We start from the raw sequence: 21,758 nt of genomic DNA, 5'->3' as shown, positions 1-21,758 counted from the left end.
GTCGGATCACTGAGCGAGCGATCTGAGAAGTGGCACTTACTTTCAAACTGCAGCTCAAACAGCGGTGCAGTCGGATCACTGAGCGAGCGATCTGAGAAGTGGCACTTAAGTTCTTCAGGCGTTTCGGCACGCTGCATCACGTCGGATCACTGAGCGAGCGATCTGAGAAGTGGCACACGAGGCACTCGCACAACTCCAGAGCGGCGAATTTGGTCGGATCACTGAGCGAGCGATCTGAGAAGTGGCACGAGCCTCGATGGTATTCGTAACCGCAACGTTCTGCGTCGGATCACTGAGCGAGCGATCTGAGAAGTGGCACTGGCTGTGTTCCATTAACTGTCGTAGCCGAATTGGCGTCGGATCACTGAGCGAGTGATCTGAGAAGTGGCACCGTACATCATGATCATCGCTCTGAGCGGCCAGAAATGTCGGATCACTGAGCATAGTAAAATACGTTTGCGAGGTGCTGACATGGATCAGGAATTGAAAAACTACCTGGATGAAAAATTTAAGGCGCAGGAAACAAGGTTCACCAAAGTCATCGAAGAACGATTTACCAAAGCGCTTGAAGAACAAGAAAAGCGGTTCACCGATACGATGACGAGATTCGCGACAGAGATAATCGATCAATGAAAGAGCTACGCCGAGAAATCCGACCTAAATGTAGATCAAAGGCATTTAGCGGAAATGTACGGCACTCACGAACTAGTACTGAAACGACTGAAAGAACGTCATTCCGTCGAGGGGGAGCTACGCTAAACGTTGGCACTCAAGTTGGATAGTCATATGCTCTAGGCAACCTCAATAACCGCTAGGGGACCTACGGATAAGATAAGTAAAGTCCGATAGAGCTTTCCCAAACCGCCTCCTGCGGGATTCGAATCCCTTTGAGTGTGTCACAAACATAAGTAAAACGCCGGATTCAGTTTATCCAGTCCAGCGTTTTTCTTTTACTGTCGCGTTCTACGCATCTTACTATGCCATTGTAATACGAAGATTTGCGAACATGTTGGAATACAGGGCATGTGCATCTCCATCTGTGATCAACGTATGTGTTTCGGATAGGGTTCCAAATGTTCCAACGGAATATTTTCCTAATTTTGAAGAGTCAAGTAAGCAGTAACGCTGCATACTTTTATCAAACATACGCTTTTTCAACTCGACTTCATGTAAATCAAAATCCATCAGATCTCCGTTAGGAGATGCCGCTCTTGCTGAGAAGAAAAACTTTTTTACATACACTTTGTCAAGTAATTCTGCACCCAGCGTTCCTTCGACGTTGTTTTGATTACGCAAAACTCCACCAATTAACATTGTTGTAATGTTCGGGTTTTCTACAAGAATCTGGGCGGCATGAAGGCCATTGGTGATAACAGTCAGCGTAATGTTGCTCTTGCGGATGAGTTTTGCCAGTTCCAGACAAGTGGAACTTGCATCAAGGAGAATCGAATCGTGATCGTGAATGAATTGAAATGATGCCTCAGCAATCCTTTGTTTTTCCTGAATGTGTTGTGTAATTCTATTTGCAAAACTGAGATCATTCTCCTCGGATACGATAGCTCCGCCACGTGTGCGTTGAAGTAAATTTTTGTCCTCTAGGTAACGGAGATCTGAACGTATGGTTGCGCCCGACACGTTAAAGTGTTTGGCGAGTTCTCCGACTGATACCCGTGAATTTTCTTCGACCATCTTAAGAATCAAAGCGCGCCGTTCTTCTGTATATAAATCTTTCACAAGTTCCCTCCTGTGACGTTGTATCAGTTCATGCTTCTATTGTATTTCATATCAATTGTTTTCGCACCTTTTTAATTTACTAAATGAAAGCTAATGAAATATAATAAAAGCATAATTGACAAATAATCGATTATGAATAAAAATTAAAGAAACAAATTGAAATGCGGTGTACGCGGTACAATGAGAAGTCAGAAATCGGTTCTTCGTCTGTATATTCTCAATTGTAAGCGTTACACTTTCATTTCTCATCCCAAATTTAGAAAAGGTGTGATGTTTGTGGCACTGCCGCAGAATATGAAAGCTGTCGTTTGTCACGGCCCTGGGGACTATCGCTTAGAGACTGTCCCGGTTCCAAGAGCGGGTAAGGGTGAAATCGTGATCCGCGTTGAGGCGTGTGGTATCTGTGCGGGAGATGTAAAGGCGTGGGAAGGGGCGCCGAGTTTTTGGGGTGGCGATGGGCAACCAAAGTATATTAAAGAGCCGATGATTCCAGGTCATGAGTTTATTGGTGAAATCGTTGAGCTGGGGGAGGATGTAAAGGGTGATTTCTCTGTTGGGGACAGAGTGATTTCGGAACAGATTGTGCCTTGTTGGGAATGTCGCTTTTGTAACCGCGGTGAGTATTGGATGTGTGAGAAGCACGATTTATATGGCTTTCAAAACAATGTGAACGGCGGCATGGCTGAATATATGAAGTTCCCTATTGAGGGGATTAATCACAAAGTTCCGAAGGATCTCGCGTTGGAACAAGCGGTATTAATTGAGCCATATGCGTGTTCCATGCATGCTGTTCAGCGGGCAAATATTCAACTTGGAGATTTTGTTGTTATCTCTGGAGCCGGAACGCTTGGACTTGGCATGATTGGCGCTGCGAAACTGCGGGGGTCGGGAAAGCTCGTTGTGCTGGATTTGCGCCCCGAACGACTTGAACTCGCGAAGAAGTTTGGTGCGGATTTGGTAATGAACCCAAAAGAAGAGGATGTCGTTTCAAAGATTAAAGAAATGACAGACGGTTACGGCGCTGATGTGTATATCGAAGCGAGTGGTGCGGGTTCGAGTGTTGTACAGGGTTTACAGCTGATTCGGAAGTTGGGGCGTTTTGTGGAATTTAGTGTATTCAAGGACCCTGTAACCGTAGATTGGAGCATCATTAGTGACAGAAAGGAACTAGATTTGCTCGGTTCGCACTTGGGTCCGTACTGTTATCCGCTCGTTATCGAGGGAATTCAGAACGGCACGTTGCCCACGGAAGGCGTTGTGACACATAAGTTGCCATTGGAAAGATTCCACGAAGGTTTTGAAATGATGAAAAAAGGTGTCAACTCTCTGAAGGTTGTCTTGATTCCCTAACCACTGACGAATTCGCGTGAAGGGGTGGGCTCATTGCGTAAGGAAGTGCAGGCAACAGATTTTAACGTGGCGGGTAAAACGGTTCTCATTACTGGCGGTGCGCGGGGGCTTGGACGAAGTTACGCGGAAACATTTGTCCAGCATGGCTGCAATGTCGTACTTGGAGACGTAAATACAGAGCAGGTGAAACAGACGGCAGCAGAACTTCAGAAGCTGGCCTCAGGAGAAACGCAGTGTATTGGTGTTGGACTGGACGTCACGCAAGAGGCGCAAGTTGAACAAGTGGTCGCCGATGCTGTGCAGACTTTCGGGTCTATCGATATTGTCGTGAATAATGCTGGAATTGTTGATCGCGTCGGGATCGAGGAGATGACACTTGACGCCTGGAATCGGACGATAGGCGTCAACTTAACAGGTGTGTTTCTCGTTTCGAAGCATGCTGCACGGGCGATGATTGAGCGCAAGATGCGAGGGTCTATCATCAATATGGCATCCATGTCGGGCATCATTGTCAATGTTCCAATGGAGCAAGCAGCCTATAACACGTCGAAAGCCGCTGTCGCGATGTTTACGAAATCCTGCGCGGTGGAGTGGGCTGAGTACGGCATTCGAGTAAACGCGATTGCGCCAGGTTATATGAAGACGGATATGACGGGATTGGATTTTGAACCGGGAGGCAAATATTATTCGCTTCTCGACATGATTCCGATGCGCCGCCTGGGATTGCCGCAGGAACTGAACGGACTGGCACTATTTCTGGCCTCTGAGGCTTCGTCGTACGTGACAGGTGCTGTACTGAGCGTCGATGGTGGTTATACGTTGATATAAAGCTAGGATGGCTTGTTCGGGTTCACCGTATGAGTCGTTAGTAGAGAAAGGGGAGAACATCATGGACATTGCAATTGGTTGCGATGACGCTGCCATTGAATTAAAAGAAATCATCGAGGAGCATTTGAAGTCGTTGGGACATAATCCTGTGGACTTTGGATGTAGTGATTGCGATAACGTCGATTACCCGGATGTGGCGTACAAAGTTGCCAAAGAGGTTCAAAAAGGCCGTTTTGAACGCGCGATTCTCATTTGTGGTACGGGTCTTGGTGTTGCCATCACGGCAAATAAAGTAAAGGGCGTGCGTGCTGCTGTTTGTCACGACACATATTCCGCTGAACGGGCCAGAAAGAGTAACAATGCACAGATTCTCACATTTGGATCTCGAGTCATTGGTCCGGAGCTTGCTAAAAGCATTGTCAGTGTGTGGATGACGAGTGAGTTCCAAGGTGGCAACTCGGCACGGAAGGTCGACAAGATTGCACACTACGAGTCGGAGGAATTAGGTGAAACAAATGGCCAAAAAACTTATTAACCACCCTGATGAAATTATCGACGATATGCTTGTTGGTATTCTGCGAATGCACGGCGATGTGCTGCGTAGATGTGAGGACGACCCGCGTGCAGTTGTTCGCACAACGTTAGAGCCCGGTAAAGTCGGTATCGTCATTGGCGGCGGATCCGGACACGAACCCGCCTTCATTGGTTACGTTGGAGAGGGACTCGCTGATGGTGTTGCTGTAGGGAATATTTTCGCTTCGCCTTCACCTTATCCAATTTTGACAGCCGCCAAGGAAGTCGATCAAGGCAATGGTGTTCTACTCATCTACGGTAACTATTCCGGTGACAATATGAATTTCTCGATGGCTGCAGAGTTAGCTGAGATGGATGGTCATCAAGTTAAGGAACTTGTGGTTCATGATGATGTGGCATCTGCTCCGAAAGGTGAAGAGCACAAACGGCGAGGGATTGCTGGCGAGGTCTTTGTTTACAAAGTTGCTGGTGCCAAGGCAAGAACAGGCGCATCGTTGGATGAAGTCTACGCGACGACTGAAAAGGCGAATAACTGGACGAGAACGATTGGAATTGCATTGGAACCTTGTTCACTTCCTCAAACTGGGAAGCCGATTTTTTCGATTGGGCCCGATGAGATGGAGATTGGCATGGGTGTGCATGGCGAACCTGGCATTCATCGCGTGAAGTTGATGTCAGCTGAAGAAGTTGCCAATCGTCTCGTTGAAGCAATCTGTGAGGATTTCGATTATGACGGCTCTGATGTGGCGGTCTTGGTTAATGGACTAGGAGCGACTTCCTTGCTTGAACTTTATATCCTGTATGACAACATGGCGGATGCGCTCGCGAAGAGAAACATCCGCATTCACCGTTCGTTTGTCGGAGAATACATCACGTCTCAGGAAATGTCAGGGTGTTCTTTGACGATGATGAAGTTGGATGAAGAGCTAAAGGCCATGATAGACGCACCTGGGAAAACGTGTTGTTTCCATTTCTAAGAGCGCCTTCGGAGGGGAAAACGATGATTGGGACTCAGCAATTGCACGAACTGTTTTTGGAGATTTCAAAGTGTATCCACGAGAAACGCGATGAGCTGTGCGACCTGGATGGTTTTGCTGGCGATGGGGATCACGGCATCAGCATGGACATTGGGTGGGCTGCAGCGTGTAGCGTGTCCCCAACGGACTATACGGACATTGGGGAGTATCTCAAGGTTTGTGCTAAAGCGTTTATTCAGGCTGTCGGTGCATCGATTGGGCCATTGTATGGCACGGCACTTCTTCGCGCGGCTAAATACGCTGCCGGAAAATCCGCTGTTTCTCCTGAGGATTGCGCGCAAATGATTCTGCTCGGGGTTGAGGGGATGCAGGAGCGCGGCAAGGCGAAAATCGGAGATAAAACGCTGATTGACACGTTGCTCCCATTTGCGACGACATTTGCAGAGTCGATAAATCGTTCGGGACCGCTCGAGCAAAAAGTGCTCACAGCACTGGATGCGGCCCGGGATGGAATGGAGTCCACTCGCGATATGGTTGCAAATATTGGTCGCTCTAGTCGCCACGGCGAAAAATCGCGAGGTAGGTTAGACCCAGGGGCAGCCTCGGCGTTTGTAGTGTTGCAGGCTGGAGTTTCTATGTTGGTGAAAACAAGGGTTTCTTAAAGAGGGACATTTTGGAAGAATCATAACTGCCATTCCATAAGGAAGATGAACTTGTGTATGGACTGAGACGTCTCAAAGAACTAGGCCAAAGCGTTTGGTATGACAACATCGAGAGAGGGTTGATTCAATCCGGTGAATTGGATGGGTTGATTCAATTGGGCTTCACTGGCGTGACATCTAACCCAGTGATTTTTGAACGTGCAGTAACGCAGTCTCAAGTCTACGATGAAGCGATTATGGACGGTTTTCAACGCGGCCTGCAGCCAGAGCAGTTATACTGCGAGCTTCTTACTCAAGATATTCGAAGTGCGGCAGATATTCTGCGTCCTGTGTATGATGCGTCCGGCGGCCAAGATGGATACGTGAGTGTCGGCGTTTCACCGAAACTGGCTTATGACGCTCATGCGACAATCGATGAGGCGCTTTCTAGGTGGGCGGCGGTGAGGCGCCCGAATGCCATGATTAAAGTCCCCGCGACAGATGAAGGCATTGATGCAGCGAGACAATTGACCCGTTTGGGCGTGCCCGTCAATATCACATTGATTTTTAGTTTGCGTCAGTATCGCAGGGTGTTACTTGCGTATCTAGAGGGGCTTGAGCAACGGTTGCAAGATGGCAATAGTATAACAGGGCTTGCATCTGTAGCTAGTTTTTTTGTCAGTCGAGTAGATGATGTGGTTGATAGGCTTATCATTGAAGAACGGCTAGATAGGAAGTATCTGGGGTGTGCCGCGATTGCGAATGCTAAACTGGCCTATGCGCAATTTAAAAATACTTTCGTGAGTGAACGTTTCGCGCCACTGCGGCAACAGGGCGCGAAAGTACAGCGAATATTATGGGCTTCGACAGGGCCGAAAAATGCGGCATACCCTTATTTGATGTACGTCCGTTCACTGGTTGGCAAGGATTCGGTGAATACCATGCCACCACATATTTTAGATTTATCAGCTAAGCAACACAACTACGAGGCACTTGTAGAAATTGGACTATCCGATGCAATAACATGCGTAACCGAATTGAAGAATCATGGTATTCATCTTGAAGAGCTCTCAGCAGATCTGCTTTTGAAGGGTGTTGCAGCATTTACAGATTCTTATCAGAACTTATTGGAGCAGATTCGAAAAAGGGCGATACGTGTGAGCCATAGATAGCGACTTTGCTTCCATCGAAGCACCAACTGGACAACAGAATAAACAGGAAAAGAGGGATGTTTAGTGTCTACCCATGTACAAAGCTCGAGAGAGCGTGAAATATTAGGAATGCCCACCAGTTTATTTTGGGGCTTTGTGGCAGTTTTTCTCTTTATGGTTGGCGATGGCGTAGAACAAGCCTTTTTGTCCAAGTACATGGTACAGCTAGGGTTTAGTTTAAATCAGTCCGCCATGGTTTTTAGTATTTATGGCGTTACGCTAGCCATTGCGTCTTGGCTGTCAGGGGTTCTCGCTGAGGTGTGGGGGCCTAGACGTGCGATGATTCTTGGATTCATCATATGGGTTGTTTTTGACATTGGATTTTTGTACTTCGGATTAGATCACAAAAACTATGCCATGATGCTCATTATGTATGGATTACGAGGTTTCGGATATCCGTTGTTCTCTTTCTCCTTTATCGTTTGGATTTCCTACGTATCTAAAACAGATAAATTGGGTAGTGCAATGGGGTGGTTCTGGTTAGTTTTTGCCGGCGGACTTGGTTTTATTGGCTCGTACTATCCGAGCTTCACAATTCCCTTATTCGGATTTATGGGAACGCTATGGAGTGCACTGGTTTGGATCATCGTTGGCGGCCTAATGGGCATCTTGTTGATTCGTGAAAAAGGTGACCGCAGGGAAAGCGTTTCCAATAAATCTGTCTCCGAGAGTAGTCATAGTGTTCGAGGATTAATGAAAGGTATTACAATTGTCTTTGAAAATCCACGCATTGGAATGGGTGGTATTGTTCGCGTAATTAATACTTCAGCTCAGTACGGATTTGTTGTTGTTCTCCCAATTTTCTTTACTCAGACACTGCATTTCTCTACGTCGCAGTGGCTTCAAATCTGGGGAGATATGTCTATCAGTAACATGATATTCAATTTAATTTGGGGAATGATAGGCGATAAAATTGGTTGGCGGACACAGGTAAAGTGGTTTGGTGGTGTAGGGTGTGCCCTCACATCGCTCTTCTTTTACTACGGACCCCTCGCTGCCGGCCACAACTATTGGGTTGCTGTCCTCGCCTCTGTACTATTCGGCATTACACTGGCAGGATTTGTACCCCTTTCAGCAATTATGCCGTCCCTTGCGCCGGATCATAAAGGTGCTGCGATGTCAGTCCTGAATCTAGGTGCAGGCTTAAGCACATTTGTCGGTCCGGCAATCGTCGGCCTATTGAATGACTCTTTCGGCTTGAAGGGAATTGTTTGGACGTTTGCTGTTTTGTATATTATCAGCGCCGTTCTAACGCATTTTCTTGAAGTGCAAAATACGACTAAAACTTCAAGGCAACTGGGTGAAGTCGGAACGGATTCTACGAGCGGTAACATATAGTCCCACATTCATATTAGATGTTATGCGAGCGGCGTAGTTTGCGCCGCTCTTTTTTGCGATTGGTTTCCTATCTGACCAAGCCGAGTCGAATCCCCCGTCTAGACAGACATATATTTCTGTGCGAATAATATAAACACTATGACCACTGCGGAGGGATTTCGTGTTTGATGGACTAGACGGCATTGATGCGGTCGATTTGAAGATTATCAAGTTCCTTCAGGAAGATGGACGGATGTCGTACCGTGAAATCGCTGACCAGATTGGGGTAGCGGAACGTACTGTCCGGTTGCGGGTGTCCCAGCTTCGAAGTAGCGGTGTATTGCAAATTGTTGGCGTGGTCAATCCGATAAAGGTCGGGTTGAAGATGATTGCAGCGATTCAATTGGCCATCGCGCCAGAACAACTGGATTCTTGTATTCAGACATTGAATGAGATGCCTGAGGTGCGTTTTGTCGCACTGACCTCTGGGGAATACCACCTAATGGTGGAAGTGATGAGTCGTTCGCATGAGGAACTCGGGGAATTTATTCAAAAGCGATTGAATGGCATCGCGGGGGTGCAGAAGACCAACGTGATCATGGAGTTAAAGATTTTGAAGAACCAGTTCCGTTTTGTGCGGTAGCTGCGCATTTACACCACTTTGCACGACATCATGTACACGAACCCATGCTGTACGCAAAGTGTAACGATGGCGGTACATTTAGATTTTAAGTTTACCTCTTTCATCGGTTCTAAACCCTACTTTCTGAAAGCCACCCACCTTTGTGTTTCTATGAACCACTCATTCGTGCGATATGCGTGCTACATCGGTAGCTCTTCTATGTAGACTGCCAATTCAGAACAAAGTTATTGACATTCAGTGATTATTCAGTAATATTTGAGTAATTCATTAACGGTTTGAGCAGAACAGAGTCGCATTATCTGCCGAAAATGGAGGTGTGGTGATTTTCGGAATCATTTTTGGAATCGTAGATAGGCACTTTTAAGCGACGACGGGGAGGTTACTGTATGAAACAATTGCTGCAAGAGTTGACAGGGCTATTGGGACCGTGTGGGCATGAGCATGAAGTAGCACGCTATATTGCCAAGAGGATAGGGAAAGTTGCGGATGAAGTGACCGTTGATGGCGTGGGAAACGTCATCGCGACCAAGCACGGCGTGTTGTCTGGGCCGACATTGCTGGTGTCGACGCACATGGATGAGGTCGGTTTCATTGTTAAGAAAATTGAGGAAAATGGATTGATTCGCTTTGACAAGTTAGGTGGTCACGATGACCGCATCTTGCTTGCGCAACGTGTGCGGATTGGGACGGAGAACGGTGTGGTGCCAGGGGTGATTGGTACGATATCGGCGCATATGACCAAGTTTGATGATCCTGACAAGGTACGTCGTCATGCGAAACTTTACATCGACATTGGGGCGAGCAATCGGCAAGAGGTAGAAGAATTGGGTGTCCAGGTGGGGGATCCGATTTCGTGGGCGACGGAACTCGAATCTATCGGTAAGACGCGGATTGCTGGGAAGGCATTTGACGATAGGGCTGGATGTGCGGTGCTGATACAGGCCTTGGAGGAACTGGATTTTTCGAAGGTCAATGGGACGGTACATGCGGTGTTCTCCGTTCAGGAAGAGGTGGGCCTGCGCGGTGCACGTGTTGCGGCGCATCAGTTGCCGGCGGACGTTGCGTTGGCGATTGACACGACGGCGGTCAGCGACACGGGCGAGGAGATGATGGATGATACGCTTGGACTTGGCCGGGGGCCGGGGATTAAGGTGATGGATTTCAGCTTGATTGCGAGCGTGGCTGTGCGCAAGAAACTCGTATCTCTTGCAAAAACACACGACATTCCGTATCAGCTCGAGGTATTCAGCGGCATTGGTACGGATGCGGGGGAATTGTCTCTAGGGCGGGCTGGCGTTCCCACAGGGGTGTTGTCTATTCCGTCGCGTTATGCGCACTCTCCGGTGGAGGTCATCGATTTGAAGGATCTTATGTACACCAAGGATTTACTTGTGCGCTTTATCGAGGATTTCACATCGGACACCACATTCCGATTCATTTGACATCTCAAAAGCGCGCGTCGATGTGGCAATGTGTATTGAATGTCGCCGTGAAATGATGGATAGCTTTATCAAATATAGACAGAAAGTTTATGGAGTTTGGAGGAAACATGATGCCGAAGAGATATGTGTTGGCGACAGCCATTGCCGCGTTGGTCGCCGTGCCTTCCGTGGCTGCTGGATGTGGCACGAGTGCTGCGAGTTCAAATCAGGTCAGTGCGAGTGGTGCGAGTACAACTGCTGCGGCTGGGAAACCGTCCGAGGGCGGATCCATCACGTTGGATGCCATCCAGCAGGTGAAGGACTTAGATCCGGCGCGCGCCGACGACACGCAGTCGATGGAAGTTGTGGAACAGTTGTACGACCAATTGGTCACGTTTAACAAAGACGCGACGAAGGTTGAGCCGATGTTGGCGAAGTCGTGGGATATTAGCAAGGATGGCAAGACATACACGTTCCATCTGCGCGACGACGCAAAGTTTTGGAATGGGGATGCGGTCACCGCCCAGTCGTTTATCGATGAGTTGCAGCGCGTCATGACAAAGCGTGTTGGCTGCCCCTACGTGAGTTACTTTGACATCATTCAGGGTGCGCAGGCGTACTACGATGGCAAGGCTTCGAGCATTAGTGGGGTTCGTGCACCGGACAAGGACACGCTGGTGATTACATTGACGCAGCCGCAGCCATTCTTCTTGAAACTCCTGGGCATGCCGTTTATTTCGGCTGTGGATGCTTCCTACATCAAGCAGGTGGGCAACGATGCGTTTGACGCAAATAAGGCGATGGGGAGTGGCCCATTTGAACTTGCGTCGATGAATCAAAGCCAAGTTGTTTTGAAGAAAAATCCGAATTATTGGCGAACAGACAGTGTTGGTAATCGGTTGCCGTATCTCGACCAGGTGACTTTAAACGTCAGTGAGAATTCACAGGCAGATGCGATGCGTTTTGAAGCGGGAAACACCGCGTGGCTTGGCTGGAATACGAACGGGATTCCCACCTCGGCTTACCCGACCTTCAAATCGAATCCGAAGTACTCACAGCTCATGGTGCAGGCGCCGGAACCTGGTGTTCAATACCTTGGGATGAACGTGCAAATTGCCCCCTTCAACAACCAAAAGGTGCGCCAAGCGCTGGAGTACGCGATTAACAAGAAGCAGATTCTCGATATCGAAGGTGGGCGTGGAACCATCGCAAACCAGCCACTTCCGCCGAGTGTTGATGGAAACGTGAAAGACTTGCCGAGTGACGTGCAGTACACGTACAATCCGGCAAAGGCAAAAGAGCTGCTGAAAGAAGCTGGTTTTCCAAACGGGTTTACGACAACTCTCTACTCTAGTAACGACTCGGATCAGTTGCGCATTGACACGGCCGTTCAAAGCATGCTTGCGAACGTTGGTATCAAAGTAAAAATCAGCGCAACCACGTGGGGCACGTTCCTGACTAAGAACGAAAGTGGCAAAACAGGCCTGTTCTGGTTAGCGTGGATGGAGGCATATCCGGATGCATCCGACTTCCTGTACGCGCTGTTTGACAGCAAACAGCAGCCCGTGGACAACTCGACGCTCTATTCGAACCCGCAGGTGGATGGTTGGTTGAATCAGTCGCAAGTGGAGATGAACGATGCAACGCGGACAAAGTTGTTCCAAGAAGCTACCGTGCAGATTATGAAGGATGCGCCATGGGTGCCGGTGTATTATCCGATGGAAGATTTCGCGGTGCAATCCTGGGTTCACAATTTCTACATCAACCCTGTGATGATGGATCCACTGGAGAACGTCTGGGTCAATCCCGCCCACGCCTAAGCAACAGACCAGACAATCTGATTATGTGACAAACGGGCCTCCGGTTCGGGGGCCTGTTTGTTGCGCTTAGGTAGTTGCTTATTACGTATATTCACGTACCATATAAAGCGTAGGTTAAGCGTTTTCCAAACGACTACAACGGGAATCTATTGCATGCGCTGTTCTATTGACACATGGGGAGGGGAATCCTTGTGCATTCCACTGGCAATGAAGAGGAAGTGACGAAACTCGAAAAAGATATCCACACAGATTTTCAAAATGATATGACCTATAGCGATTATCTCCAACTAGATAACATATTGAACAGCCAACATCGCTTGTCTGATCACCATGATGAGATGTTGTTTATCATTATTCACCAGTCGAGTGAATTGTGGATGAAGTTGATTTTACATGAATTGTACGCCGCCATCGGTTGCATTCGGGAGAACAATTTAGAGCCTGCCTTTAAGATGCTGTCACGCGTCGCCCGAATTCAGCAGCAGTTAATCCAGTCATGGGATGTACTTTCTACGTTGACACCGGCTGAGTATATGCAGTTCCGGGATAAATTGGGGTACTCGTCCGGGTTTCAGTCTTACCAAAATCGGTTAATTGAGTTTGCACTCGGATTGAAGACGCCTCATATCTTGTCTGTTTACAAGCATCAGCCTGAACTTCATGAACAACTTCAACGCGCCATTCACGAGCCTAGTATTTACGATGTGTCCATTCAGGCCTTGGCAGCGCGAGGACTGCCTATTGATAAAGCATGTCTTGAGCGGGATTGGTCACAAGATTATCAGCCAAATGCCAGTGTGGAAGCCGCATGGCTTACGGTTTACCGCGATGTGAATCAGTATTGGGATCTCTACGAACTCGCCGAAAAACTCGTCGACATCGAAGGACGTCAGCAGCAGTGGCGCTATCATCACATGCTCACGGTCGAACGAATCATCGGCCATAAACAGGGGACTGGCGGGTCATCTGGGGTGACCTATTTAAAACGGGTGTTAGATCATCGCTTTTTCCCAGAGTTGTGGAGTTTGCGCACGGCGCTTTAAGCGGTCATCCTGCATTCATATCTTGAGTAAGCATTCAAATGAGAAACGAGAGGCGATGTGCATGGCAATGTCAGATACGTCCCGGACATACGCAGAACAACTCGACAGAGAAGACGTCCTAGCCTCCTATAAGGCAGAATTCTACCTGAAAGAAGGCACCATCTATATGGATGGAAACTCGCTCGGATTATTGTCCAAGCGCGCGGAGCAGTCGTTGCTCGCTGCGCTTGATAGCTGGCGCACATACGGTATCGACGGTTGGACGGAAGGAGAACATCCCTGGTTTTATTACGCCGAGAAACTTGGGGCGTTGATGGCCCCCCTCGTCGGGGCAGGGGATGGGGAGGTGGTGGTGACGGGATCAACAACGACAAACCTCCATCAACTGGTTGCCACGTTTTATCACCCTGAGGGCAAACGTACCAAGATTTTGGCGGATGAACTCACATTTCCGTCCGATATTTATGCGTTACAGAGCCAAATTCGGCTTCATGGGTTAGATCCGCAAGTACACCTCATTCAGGTAAAAAGCCGGGATGGCAGAACGTTGAACGAGGACGATATCATTGCCGCGATGAGTGACGAGGTTGCCTTGGTCTTGCTCCCGTCGGTTCTCTACCGCAGCGGTCAGTTGTTGGATATCGAGCGGTTGTCTGCGGCTGCTCGGGAGCGAAACATCCCAATCGGATTTGACTTGTGTCATTCGATTGGCGCTGTTTCGCACGAACTGTCGCGTTGGGGAGTCGATTTTGCCGTGTGGTGTAATTATAAATATTTGAATGCTGGCCCTGGCAGCGTCGCGGGCCTATATGTCAATCGGCGGCACTTCGGGCGGACTCCGGCTCTTGCGGGTTGGTTTAGTTCGAACAAGGATGTGCAATTTGATATGAGCCACCAACTTACACCGGCAGAACACGCAGGGGCGTATCAAATTGGGACGCCGCATATTCTCAGTGCGGCGCCACTGATGGGCAGTCTATCGATGTTTGTGGAGGCCGGTATCGATAGATTGCGTGCGAAGTCGCTTCGTATGACGCAATACCTGATGGATTTGGTGGAAAGCGAACTGTCGGGTATGGGTTTTGTTATCGGCAATCCCATGGAGCATCACCGCCGCGGCGGCCACGTCTGCTTGATTCACGAGGAAGCGGTACGTATTTGTAAAGCGCTGAAGGACAATGGCGTCGTCCCTGACTTTCGCGCACCGGATGTCATTCGGCTTGCACCGATTCCGCTTTACACCTCATTCCAAGATATATGGGATATGGTACAACGGTTGAAAGCCATCATGACGGAGAAACAATACGAGCGCTACGAGAAAAAGCGAGGTGTCGTGGCATGACGAAGTGGATGGACATCTCGCAACGCTTGGACAGTCACGTCCCGACCTGGCCTGGGGATACCCCTTTTTCTTATCGTTTGACGTGGACCAAGCAAATGAGCGGGTCCGTCAATGTTGGCCAATTTACCATGAGTACACACACGGGCACACATATTGATGCGCCCTTCCATTTTGACGAAAATGGCAAGCGGGTGCTGGAATTGGACGTGAATTTGTATGTTGGCCCTGCTCGGGTGATTCATTTGCTCGACGTGGAGCGCGGAAAAGTGGCGAGGATCGGTGTGGACGAGGTGGCGCAGATAGATTTGCAGGGTGTCACCCGGCTATTAATTCGAACCGGTGCTTGGGCGGATCGTCGAGTTTTCCCAGAGAAGATTCCCGAAATTCACCCAGACCTCGCGGAGTACTTGGCGAATTGTGGTGTGCGGCTGCTTGGACTTGATCTTCCGTCGGTCGATCCGCTGGACAGCAAAGCACTACCCGCCCACCACGCGCTTACGAGACATCACATTCACATTTTGGAGGGTCTCGTGTTGGACGACGTGCCTGCGGGGGACTACGAGCTCGTCGCATTGCCACTACCGCTGGCAGACGCCGACGGCAGTCCTGTGCGGGCCATTCTGCGGGCCATGTAATGGAGTGACTCAGTGACACATGGAGGGGTAGTGGATGGCTAGCGATTTTGCATCTCAAGTCGGGGAAGTTGTGTCAGTCAGCCTGAGTGTAACGCATACGTTTAGTAAACGACCGGTCCCGTCTATTCGACTTCTAGCAGGGTTAGGTGTCGAAGGCGATGCGCATATGGGAACGACCGTAAAGCATCGTTCGCGAGTGGCACAAGACCCGACTCAACCTAACCTTCGTCAGGTTCATCTCATTCATTCGGAGTTGTTTGATGAATTACGAAGTGGGGGCTTTTGCATTGAGCCTGGGCAAATGGGCGAGAACATTACGACTCGTGGGATAAACTTATTGGGCTTGCCATCTGGAACAAAGCTGTACATTGGCCAGCAAGCGATTGTGGAGATTACGGGACTCCGAAATCCCTGTGCACAAATAGACAACTTTCAGTCGGGACTGTTGAGTGCTGTGTTAGATCACGATGAAAACGGAACCCTCATCCGCAAGGCTGGCGTAATGGGCATCGTGTTAACTGCCGGAGAAGTCTTGGTTGGGGAGCCGATTCGCGTCCGTTTACCAGCGAAACCCTATCGTCCCTTAGACCTGGTATAATTACCATAAAATTCACGCGAGTAAAGTGGCGAAAACGTGGGGTAGCCAGCTTAAGTTTAGTAGTCGCTTTTGTCATTGTATTGAAACTATCAATATGACACAAAGTCAGCAATGATTTGATGAACACACTGTATCCTCAAATGCTCGAACATGTATCGGTACATTCCAAATCTTAGGCGTTTGGGTTATCATATGCTGCCAAAGTGTTGATCAACTTTGATTTGACAGCGTCTTTCAGTTCTTTCGGTTGAAGCACGACTGCTTCCGCTCCAAATGAGAAAAAGTATTCAGCGAAAAATGGTATTTCCGAGGCAAGCATTCGTGCCTTGAGGATACCTATCCCGGCATCAGATACACTGAGTTTCCCCCATGGGAACAGCCAGCTCCTATCGTGGAATAAATCAATTCCTTTTTCTGACAGTTTCACTTTGACATCCATACTTTCTAATTCGCTTTGAAAATAAAGTCCAAAGTTCGATAAATTCACCTTGTCGACATTAACAGGGGCTGAAATCGTTTGGGAATCCGCTATGGTGGCTGACCATATACGATCCACTCGGAACAGCCGATATGCCTGTCGCAGATAGCAGTAGGCTGGGCAAAACCAGTATCCATCATCTGCGTATATTCCGATGGGCTGTATGGTCCTGAGTATGGTTTCATCTGCCCGAATGCCATACTGAATGGTTACCGGTAGTTTTTCAATGGATGCTTGAAGCAATATCTCAAGGTAGGCGGCTTGTTGCGGGCGTTTACGTGTAAAGAAGTCAACACGGTGTCGCATTTCATCGATTCGATTTTTCATATCATCCGGTAAATACGCGAAGAACTTCCGGAGTGCAGATTCTGCGGATGCCTTGAAGGGAAGCGAACTGTAGTGTCTTAATGCGTGGCATGCAAAGAATATTGAGAATGCCTCGTTTTCTGTAAAGGAAATTGGTGGAAGGCTTCGCTCCGTAAGCACCCGGTATCCACCTCCCACGCCAACTTCGGAGTATAGGGGCACACCCATTCCACTCAATTCTTGCAAATCACGTAGCATGGTTCGCGTCGATACGCCAAATTCCTCTGCGAGTTCTTTGATTGTGAATTTTCGTTTTCGATTCACGGCCATCATCAATTCAATCAGACGTCTCGATTTACTCATGGAGCTCACCTCAATAATAGTGACATGTTTTGTCACTATTATATTCTACACTACGAATGAGCAGCGGGCAGGGCGAGAGAATGGAGGAAAACAAGATTTCGTTTGTGTTACTGGCTGCATATTCGTTTGGAAAGGAAGTGGGTATTTATGAGTAGAGAGCAGCGTCAGGCGGTGGATGCCATGCTACGTCGCCGTCGACCGTCCAAGCCACAAACTATTGAGGAGATGCGAGCAAACTTTGCCGCCATGATGGCGATGATGACGATACCTGCGGGCGTGCGGACTACGCAGACGACGTTGGGTCATCGCCCTAGTGTGCTTGTTGAACCTGAGCAGACTGCTCATCCAGGAATGATTCTTTATTTCCATGGCGGATCATTCATATTCGGCTCTCCCGAAACCGCCATGTCGCTCACTGCGAATCTTGTTTGTAGGACCGGTATCCGAGCGATGTCGCTTGATTATCGTCTTGCCCCGGAACATCCGTTTCCGGCGGCGCTGGAAGATTCGCTTGTTGCTTATTGTGCACTCCTCGACAGTGGGGTCGAAGCTACGTCGATTGCGTTCGCCGGTGACTCTGCTGGCGGCGGAATCGCAGTCTCGACGTGTCTCATGGCACGCACAGCTGGTTTGCCGATGCCAGCTGTGGTGGTGGCGTTCTCACCAGGCTTGGATAAGACGCATTCCGGAGCGAGCATGGATAGTAAAGCCGGAATCGACCCGTTCTTCACCCGTGAGAGCTTTGACTATACGGATGCAATGTATCTCGCCGGACAGAACCCGAATCAGGAACTCGTGAGCCCCGCAAGATTTGCTGATCTCACTGGATTCCCGCCGCTTCTGCTCCAAGTTGGAACCAATGAGGTATTGCTTGATGACTCCACGCAGATGGCAGAACGAGCACGGGCAGCAGGCGTGGACGTAATCCTCGATGTTACTGCTGACGTTCCACACGTCTTTCAAGCGTTTGCTGGTGTGCTAGAAGAAGCCGATCAAGCTTTGGATCGCGCCGCGCTATTCATCACACAACATCTCCGTTGATGTTGTGTGAGATTGGCACGCTTCACCGAATAGTCATCTGTGCATTAGCTCATCCATCTAGCTGGCGATATTTAGACCAAGTAAATCCTTGCAGACCTAAACTGATTGTTGCGATGGATGCAACGGTCATGACCATCTTCGTTCCATAGTGGGGGAGCAAAAGGCCTGTTAACCATGCACCCAGGGGCATTCCAATGCTGCAAGCTGCTCTTCATCTGATGATAGCTCTGCGTCAACTGACCAATTTCATCATTCGAGTTATCCGCCAATGTCACCGTAAAGTTACCGGTACCCGCTTCGCCTAATGCACGACCGATACCTTGCAGACGTTTCTTCAATCCATTCGTAAACCATAGAACGGCGACAATCGATAAGAACGTGACGATTCCCAACGCAATCAGAATCACAGTGAGGACAGATGTTACGATGTGGTTGATGCTGGCTACCGGTGTTCCAACAAACCACATGCCAATGACTTGGCCGTTGGTGTTTCGGATGGGATCGTAGTTTGTAAGATATTTTTGTCCTTCAATGATATCCCCTTCCCAATGACCCCGTCGCGGATGTTCCGCTGTCTTTTTTCCAATAGAAAACGATGGCTGTGAGGCCATCGTTGTTGGTCATATTACCAATAACTTATCACCTTAATCATTAAGAGGAATTATTTATATCATCTGACTCGCCAAATAATCCCTAACTATGTAATCGGTTCGTTGAGGTGCACTTTGAGTGAAGTTTCGTTATTATTAATAGGAGTAGGAAGTCACATATATGCTAACGTTTTCGCCCTAAGGTGGCTTTGATAAAATAGAGATTGATGAATTTTGTCCGAGAGATGCTATGGAGTACGGGACTTATGCGTCATGTGAGCATGAGTTTATTATCCGAGCGGTAAAGTCGCATAATGAGATCATGCCTATTCTTTTGTAGAGATAAGGAAGAATACAATGAGCAAAATACCGGAGAAGACAGATGTAATCTTGATTGGTGCCGGAATCATGAGTGCAACGTTAGGTGCGCTGCTGAAAGAGCTTGCACCGGAGTGGGAAATCAAAGTGTTCGAGAAACTCGGGAACCCAGGCGAAGAGAGCTCGAACGAATGGAACAACGCCGGAACGGGACATTCCGCGCTATGTGAACTGAACTATACGACCGAAAACCCTGACGGATCAATGGATATTAGCAAAGCCATCAAAGTTAATGAACAGTTTCAGCTTTCCAGGCAGTTTTGGTCCTATCTTATCAACAAGAACCTGATTCAGAACCCACAAGATTTTATTATGCCCTTGCCCCATATGAGCTTTGTAGAAGGGGAAAGAAACGTCGCGTTTTTAAGAAAACGTTTTGAAGCACTCTCGAATAACCCCTTGTTCCAAGGAATGGAATATTCTGATGAACCTGGGAAACTCAAGGAATGGATTCCGCTGATGATGGAAGGTCGCACATTGAGCGAACCGATTGCGGCTACGAAAATTGACTCTGGAACGGATGTCAACTTTGGCGCTTTAACGCGCATCTTGTTCCATCACCTCAAGGAAAATGGCGTCGAAGTGAACTACAATCACCTTGTGAAAGGCATTAAACGCACGAGTGACGGATTGTGGAGACTGAAGGTACGTGATACGCACAGTGGTGAAATGAAATATCACGCTGCGAAGTTCGTGTTTATCGGCGGTGGTGGGGGAAGCTTACCTTTACTGCAAAAAACCCGTATTCCGGAGTCCAAACATATCGGCGGGTTTCCGGTCAGCGGGCTCTTTATGGTGTGTCAAAATCCAGAGATTGTCGATAAGCATCATGCCAAGGTGTATGGTAAGGCGAAAGTGGGGGCGCCGCCGATGTCGGTCCCACACTTGGATACACGGTATATCGACAACAAAAGGTCATTGCTGTTTGGACCATTTGCGGGCTTCTCGCCGAAGTTTCTTAAAACGGGTTCGTATTTTGATTTGATTGCTTCGGTGAAACCGAATAATGTCCTTACTATGCTTGCGGCAGGCGTGAAAGAGATGGCATTGACAAAGTATCTGATTCAACAGGTGCTGTTATCGAATGAAAAACGTCTCCAAGAACTGCGAGAGTTTATTCCAACCGCCAAACTTGAAGATTGGGATGTTGTTGTGGCAGGTCAACGCGTACAAGTGATTAAGGATACGGAAACGGGCGGCAAAGGGACGCTCCAATTTGGCACGGAAGTGGTCACTGCAGCGGACGGATCAATTGCCGCATTGCTTGGGGCCTCTCCAGGCGCCTCGACGGCAGTTCACGTGATGCTTGAGGTATTGGAGCGGTGCTTCCCGCAACAGATGGGCCAGTGGATGCCAAAAATTAAGGAAATGGTGCCTTCCTATGGTGTATCACTTGTGGAACACCCGGATTTATTCTGAGAAGTTCAGGCATCAACCGCGCAAGCACTTCGTCTAAATGAGCCGGAACGGGCAAATAGCTGAAGTCACGTATCGCGTCGCACACGTTAAGTCTATTTTCGGTCCTTCTGTACAGGAAGGGCCGTTTTTTCATCCTGTCGATTCTACATAGAGGTATACTGCCCTAGACTACTCAGCACGCGATTAAAAATATTCAACAACGTTATCTTTCGTTACATATCCCCTTGACGTGCGAAATCAATCGTGACTAAATGAACGTAACCATAAAAACTTGTCGGACATCCGACAACATTGGAGATGCGACGTGGATAGTTCTGTCTTAATGGTGAAGCAAAAACTGCGAGCAATGATTTTGGATGCGGTTCGGCAAGGTGTCTCAAAACTTCCTTCAGAGCCGGACTTGGCACATCAATTGGGGGTGAGTCGGGAGACCATTCGAGCGAGTGTGGCGGCCCTTCAAAAAGAGGGAATCGTGAATCGGCTGCATGGGAAAGGAACGTTTGTAAATGTTGGGGCGGTTCGACAGACTGGCAATTTGATTGAAGGGAAGCCATTCTTGACGATGATTGAGGAAGCGGGGTATGAGGCAACGACTCGAGCGGTCGATATGGGCCAAAGGGCGTTCGATGACGCGAGCGACATTGGTGACATCGGTCGCAGATTTGTACGCAGTGAGTGTATGGGAGATGGTACGTATCGCGCCGTGAAGCGGCATTTTTTTGGGGATGATTGTCCGATTATTTTGGCGATTGATTTTATATTTCGCAATTGGTCGGATATGGAGAAGCACGATTTGGAGCCGGGTGAGTCGATTTATGCAATGGCGAGGTTAAACATGGGTGAGCAGATTGCTTATTCCGTAGCAGAGATTCTACCAGCGATTGCGTGTGATTATCTTGCAGGCCAACTTCATGTGGATGTGGGGCGTCCCTTGCTTTTGCTGAAGCACGCACACTATTTCCAGTTAGAACATAACCCAGTGGCTATCACGTGTGCATTTGTAAATACCGGAAAAATGAAAATGAGTATTGTTCGTACAGGCTATGACGTTTAGATGCTGATATATCTTCTTATGTCGTTATGACATCA

General features: G+C 48.5%; 20 protein-coding genes, 1 pseudogene and 1 CRISPR repeat array. Of the genes and pseudogenes, 18 read left to right on the top strand and 3 right to left on the bottom strand.

Annotated features, from left to right (window positions below; translation table 11 throughout):
• A CRISPR array of direct repeats spans positions 1-391; the repeat unit is 36 nt; unit sequence GTCGGATCACTGAGCGAGCGATCTGAGAAGTGGCAC.
• Positions 392-471: 80 nt separating this feature from the next.
• Positions 472-633 carry a hypothetical protein gene (locus J3482_RS12305; RefSeq protein ID WP_188332359.1) on the top strand — a complete coding sequence of 54 codons (162 nt, stop codon included), beginning with the start codon at positions 472-474 and terminating at the stop codon, positions 631-633.
• 342 nt (positions 634-975) lie between these two features.
• Here J3482_RS12305 and J3482_RS12300 read toward each other — a convergent pair whose 3' ends face one another.
• A complete protein-coding gene (locus J3482_RS12300; RefSeq protein WP_206918969.1) occupies positions 976-1,734 on the bottom strand; it encodes a DeoR/GlpR family DNA-binding transcription regulator in 759 nt (252 codons plus the stop codon).
• Positions 1,735-2,028: 294 nt separating this feature from the next.
• Between J3482_RS12300 and J3482_RS12295 the strand changes: the two genes are divergently transcribed.
• From J3482_RS12295 to J3482_RS12230, 14 genes are all read left to right on the top strand, one after another.
• Positions 2,029-3,084, top strand: a complete 1,056-nt coding sequence (locus tag J3482_RS12295) for an MDR/zinc-dependent alcohol dehydrogenase-like family protein (protein ID WP_438938620.1) — start codon at positions 2,029-2,031, stop codon at positions 3,082-3,084.
• A gap of 33 nt (positions 3,085-3,117) precedes the next feature.
• Complete coding sequence (locus J3482_RS12290) at positions 3,118-3,912, top strand: SDR family NAD(P)-dependent oxidoreductase (RefSeq protein ID WP_206922479.1); 795 nt, start codon at positions 3,118-3,120, stop codon at positions 3,910-3,912.
• A 61-nt stretch (positions 3,913-3,973) separates the two neighbouring features.
• Complete coding sequence (gene rpiB / locus J3482_RS12285) at positions 3,974-4,447, top strand: ribose 5-phosphate isomerase B (RefSeq protein ID WP_146824398.1); 474 nt, start codon at positions 3,974-3,976, stop codon at positions 4,445-4,447.
• Positions 4,428-5,423: a dihydroxyacetone kinase subunit DhaK gene (locus J3482_RS12280; RefSeq protein WP_146824397.1), complete on the top strand. Its 996-nt coding sequence runs from the start codon at positions 4,428-4,430 to the stop codon at positions 5,421-5,423. The genes rpiB and J3482_RS12280 overlap by 20 nt, the downstream gene beginning before the upstream one ends.
• A gap of 23 nt (positions 5,424-5,446) precedes the next feature.
• Positions 5,447-6,085, top strand: a complete 639-nt coding sequence (dhaL, locus tag J3482_RS12275) for a dihydroxyacetone kinase subunit DhaL (RefSeq protein ID WP_146824396.1) — start codon at positions 5,447-5,449, stop codon at positions 6,083-6,085.
• A gap of 53 nt (positions 6,086-6,138) precedes the next feature.
• Complete coding sequence (tal, locus tag J3482_RS12270) at positions 6,139-7,236, top strand: transaldolase (RefSeq protein WP_206922478.1); 1,098 nt, start codon at positions 6,139-6,141, stop codon at positions 7,234-7,236.
• A gap of 63 nt (positions 7,237-7,299) precedes the next feature.
• Positions 7,300-8,613: an MFS transporter gene (locus J3482_RS12265; RefSeq protein WP_223204275.1), complete on the top strand. Its 1,314-nt coding sequence runs from the start codon at positions 7,300-7,302 to the stop codon at positions 8,611-8,613.
• Positions 8,614-8,773: 160 nt separating this feature from the next.
• On the top strand, positions 8,774-9,235 hold the full coding sequence (locus J3482_RS12260) for an Lrp/AsnC family transcriptional regulator (protein ID WP_328702328.1): 462 nt from the start codon (positions 8,774-8,776) through the stop codon (positions 9,233-9,235).
• A 386-nt stretch (positions 9,236-9,621) separates the two neighbouring features.
• Positions 9,622-10,677, top strand: coding sequence for a M42 family metallopeptidase (locus J3482_RS12255; RefSeq protein WP_206922477.1), 1,056 nt, complete (start codon positions 9,622-9,624; stop codon positions 10,675-10,677).
• Between the two features lie 110 nt (positions 10,678-10,787).
• Positions 10,788-12,476 (top strand): ABC transporter substrate-binding protein, encoded by a 1,689-nt coding sequence (locus J3482_RS12250; RefSeq protein WP_206922476.1) that lies wholly within the window; start codon positions 10,788-10,790, stop codon positions 12,474-12,476.
• A gap of 191 nt (positions 12,477-12,667) precedes the next feature.
• Entirely contained in the window at positions 12,668-13,519 is an 852-nt protein-coding gene (kynA, locus tag J3482_RS12245) for a tryptophan 2,3-dioxygenase (RefSeq protein ID WP_223204271.1), read from the top strand.
• A 67-nt stretch (positions 13,520-13,586) separates the two neighbouring features.
• Positions 13,587-14,861: a kynureninase gene (gene kynU, locus J3482_RS12240; protein WP_438938619.1), complete on the top strand. Its 1,275-nt coding sequence runs from the start codon at positions 13,587-13,589 to the stop codon at positions 14,859-14,861.
• Positions 14,858-15,496: an arylformamidase gene (gene kynB, locus J3482_RS12235; RefSeq protein WP_146824385.1), complete on the top strand. Its 639-nt coding sequence runs from the start codon at positions 14,858-14,860 to the stop codon at positions 15,494-15,496. Before kynU ends, kynB begins: the two co-directional genes overlap by 4 nt.
• A 34-nt stretch (positions 15,497-15,530) precedes the next feature.
• The gene (locus J3482_RS12230) at positions 15,531-16,094 is read left to right on the top strand and encodes an MOSC domain-containing protein (RefSeq protein ID WP_206922475.1); all 564 of its coding nucleotides are present in this window, start codon (positions 15,531-15,533) and stop codon (positions 16,092-16,094) included.
• A 172-nt stretch (positions 16,095-16,266) separates the two neighbouring features.
• On the opposite strand, the gene J3482_RS12225 is transcribed toward J3482_RS12230, so the two are convergent.
• Positions 16,267-17,277: a helix-turn-helix transcriptional regulator gene (locus J3482_RS12225; RefSeq protein WP_328702699.1), complete on the bottom strand. Its 1,011-nt coding sequence runs from the start codon at positions 17,275-17,277 to the stop codon at positions 16,267-16,269.
• Between the two features lie 111 nt (positions 17,278-17,388).
• Between J3482_RS12225 and J3482_RS12220 the strand changes: the two genes are divergently transcribed.
• Positions 17,389-18,282, top strand: coding sequence for an alpha/beta hydrolase (locus tag J3482_RS12220; RefSeq protein WP_206922474.1), 894 nt, complete (start codon positions 17,389-17,391; stop codon positions 18,280-18,282).
• A 71-nt stretch (positions 18,283-18,353) separates the two neighbouring features.
• On the opposite strand, the gene J3482_RS12215 is transcribed toward J3482_RS12220, so the two are convergent.
• Complete coding sequence (locus J3482_RS12215) at positions 18,354-18,893, bottom strand: HAMP domain-containing protein (protein ID WP_206922473.1); 540 nt, start codon at positions 18,891-18,893, stop codon at positions 18,354-18,356.
• A gap of 321 nt (positions 18,894-19,214) precedes the next feature.
• On the opposite strand from J3482_RS12215, the pseudogene J3482_RS12210 reads away from it, so the two are divergent.
• Positions 19,215-20,732 (top strand): annotated as a pseudogene (locus J3482_RS12210) (malate:quinone oxidoreductase).
• A gap of 241 nt (positions 20,733-20,973) precedes the next feature.
• Complete coding sequence (locus J3482_RS12205; RefSeq protein WP_146823868.1) at positions 20,974-21,723, top strand: GntR family transcriptional regulator; 750 nt, start codon at positions 20,974-20,976, stop codon at positions 21,721-21,723.
• Positions 21,724-21,758: the final 35 nt, after the last annotated feature.

Origin of the sequence: Alicyclobacillus suci (assembly GCF_017329615.1) — a bacterium.
Lineage (GTDB): Bacteria > Bacillota > Bacilli > Alicyclobacillales > Alicyclobacillaceae > Alicyclobacillus > Alicyclobacillus suci.
This window is presented reverse-complemented; position numbering and strand designations above follow the sequence as displayed.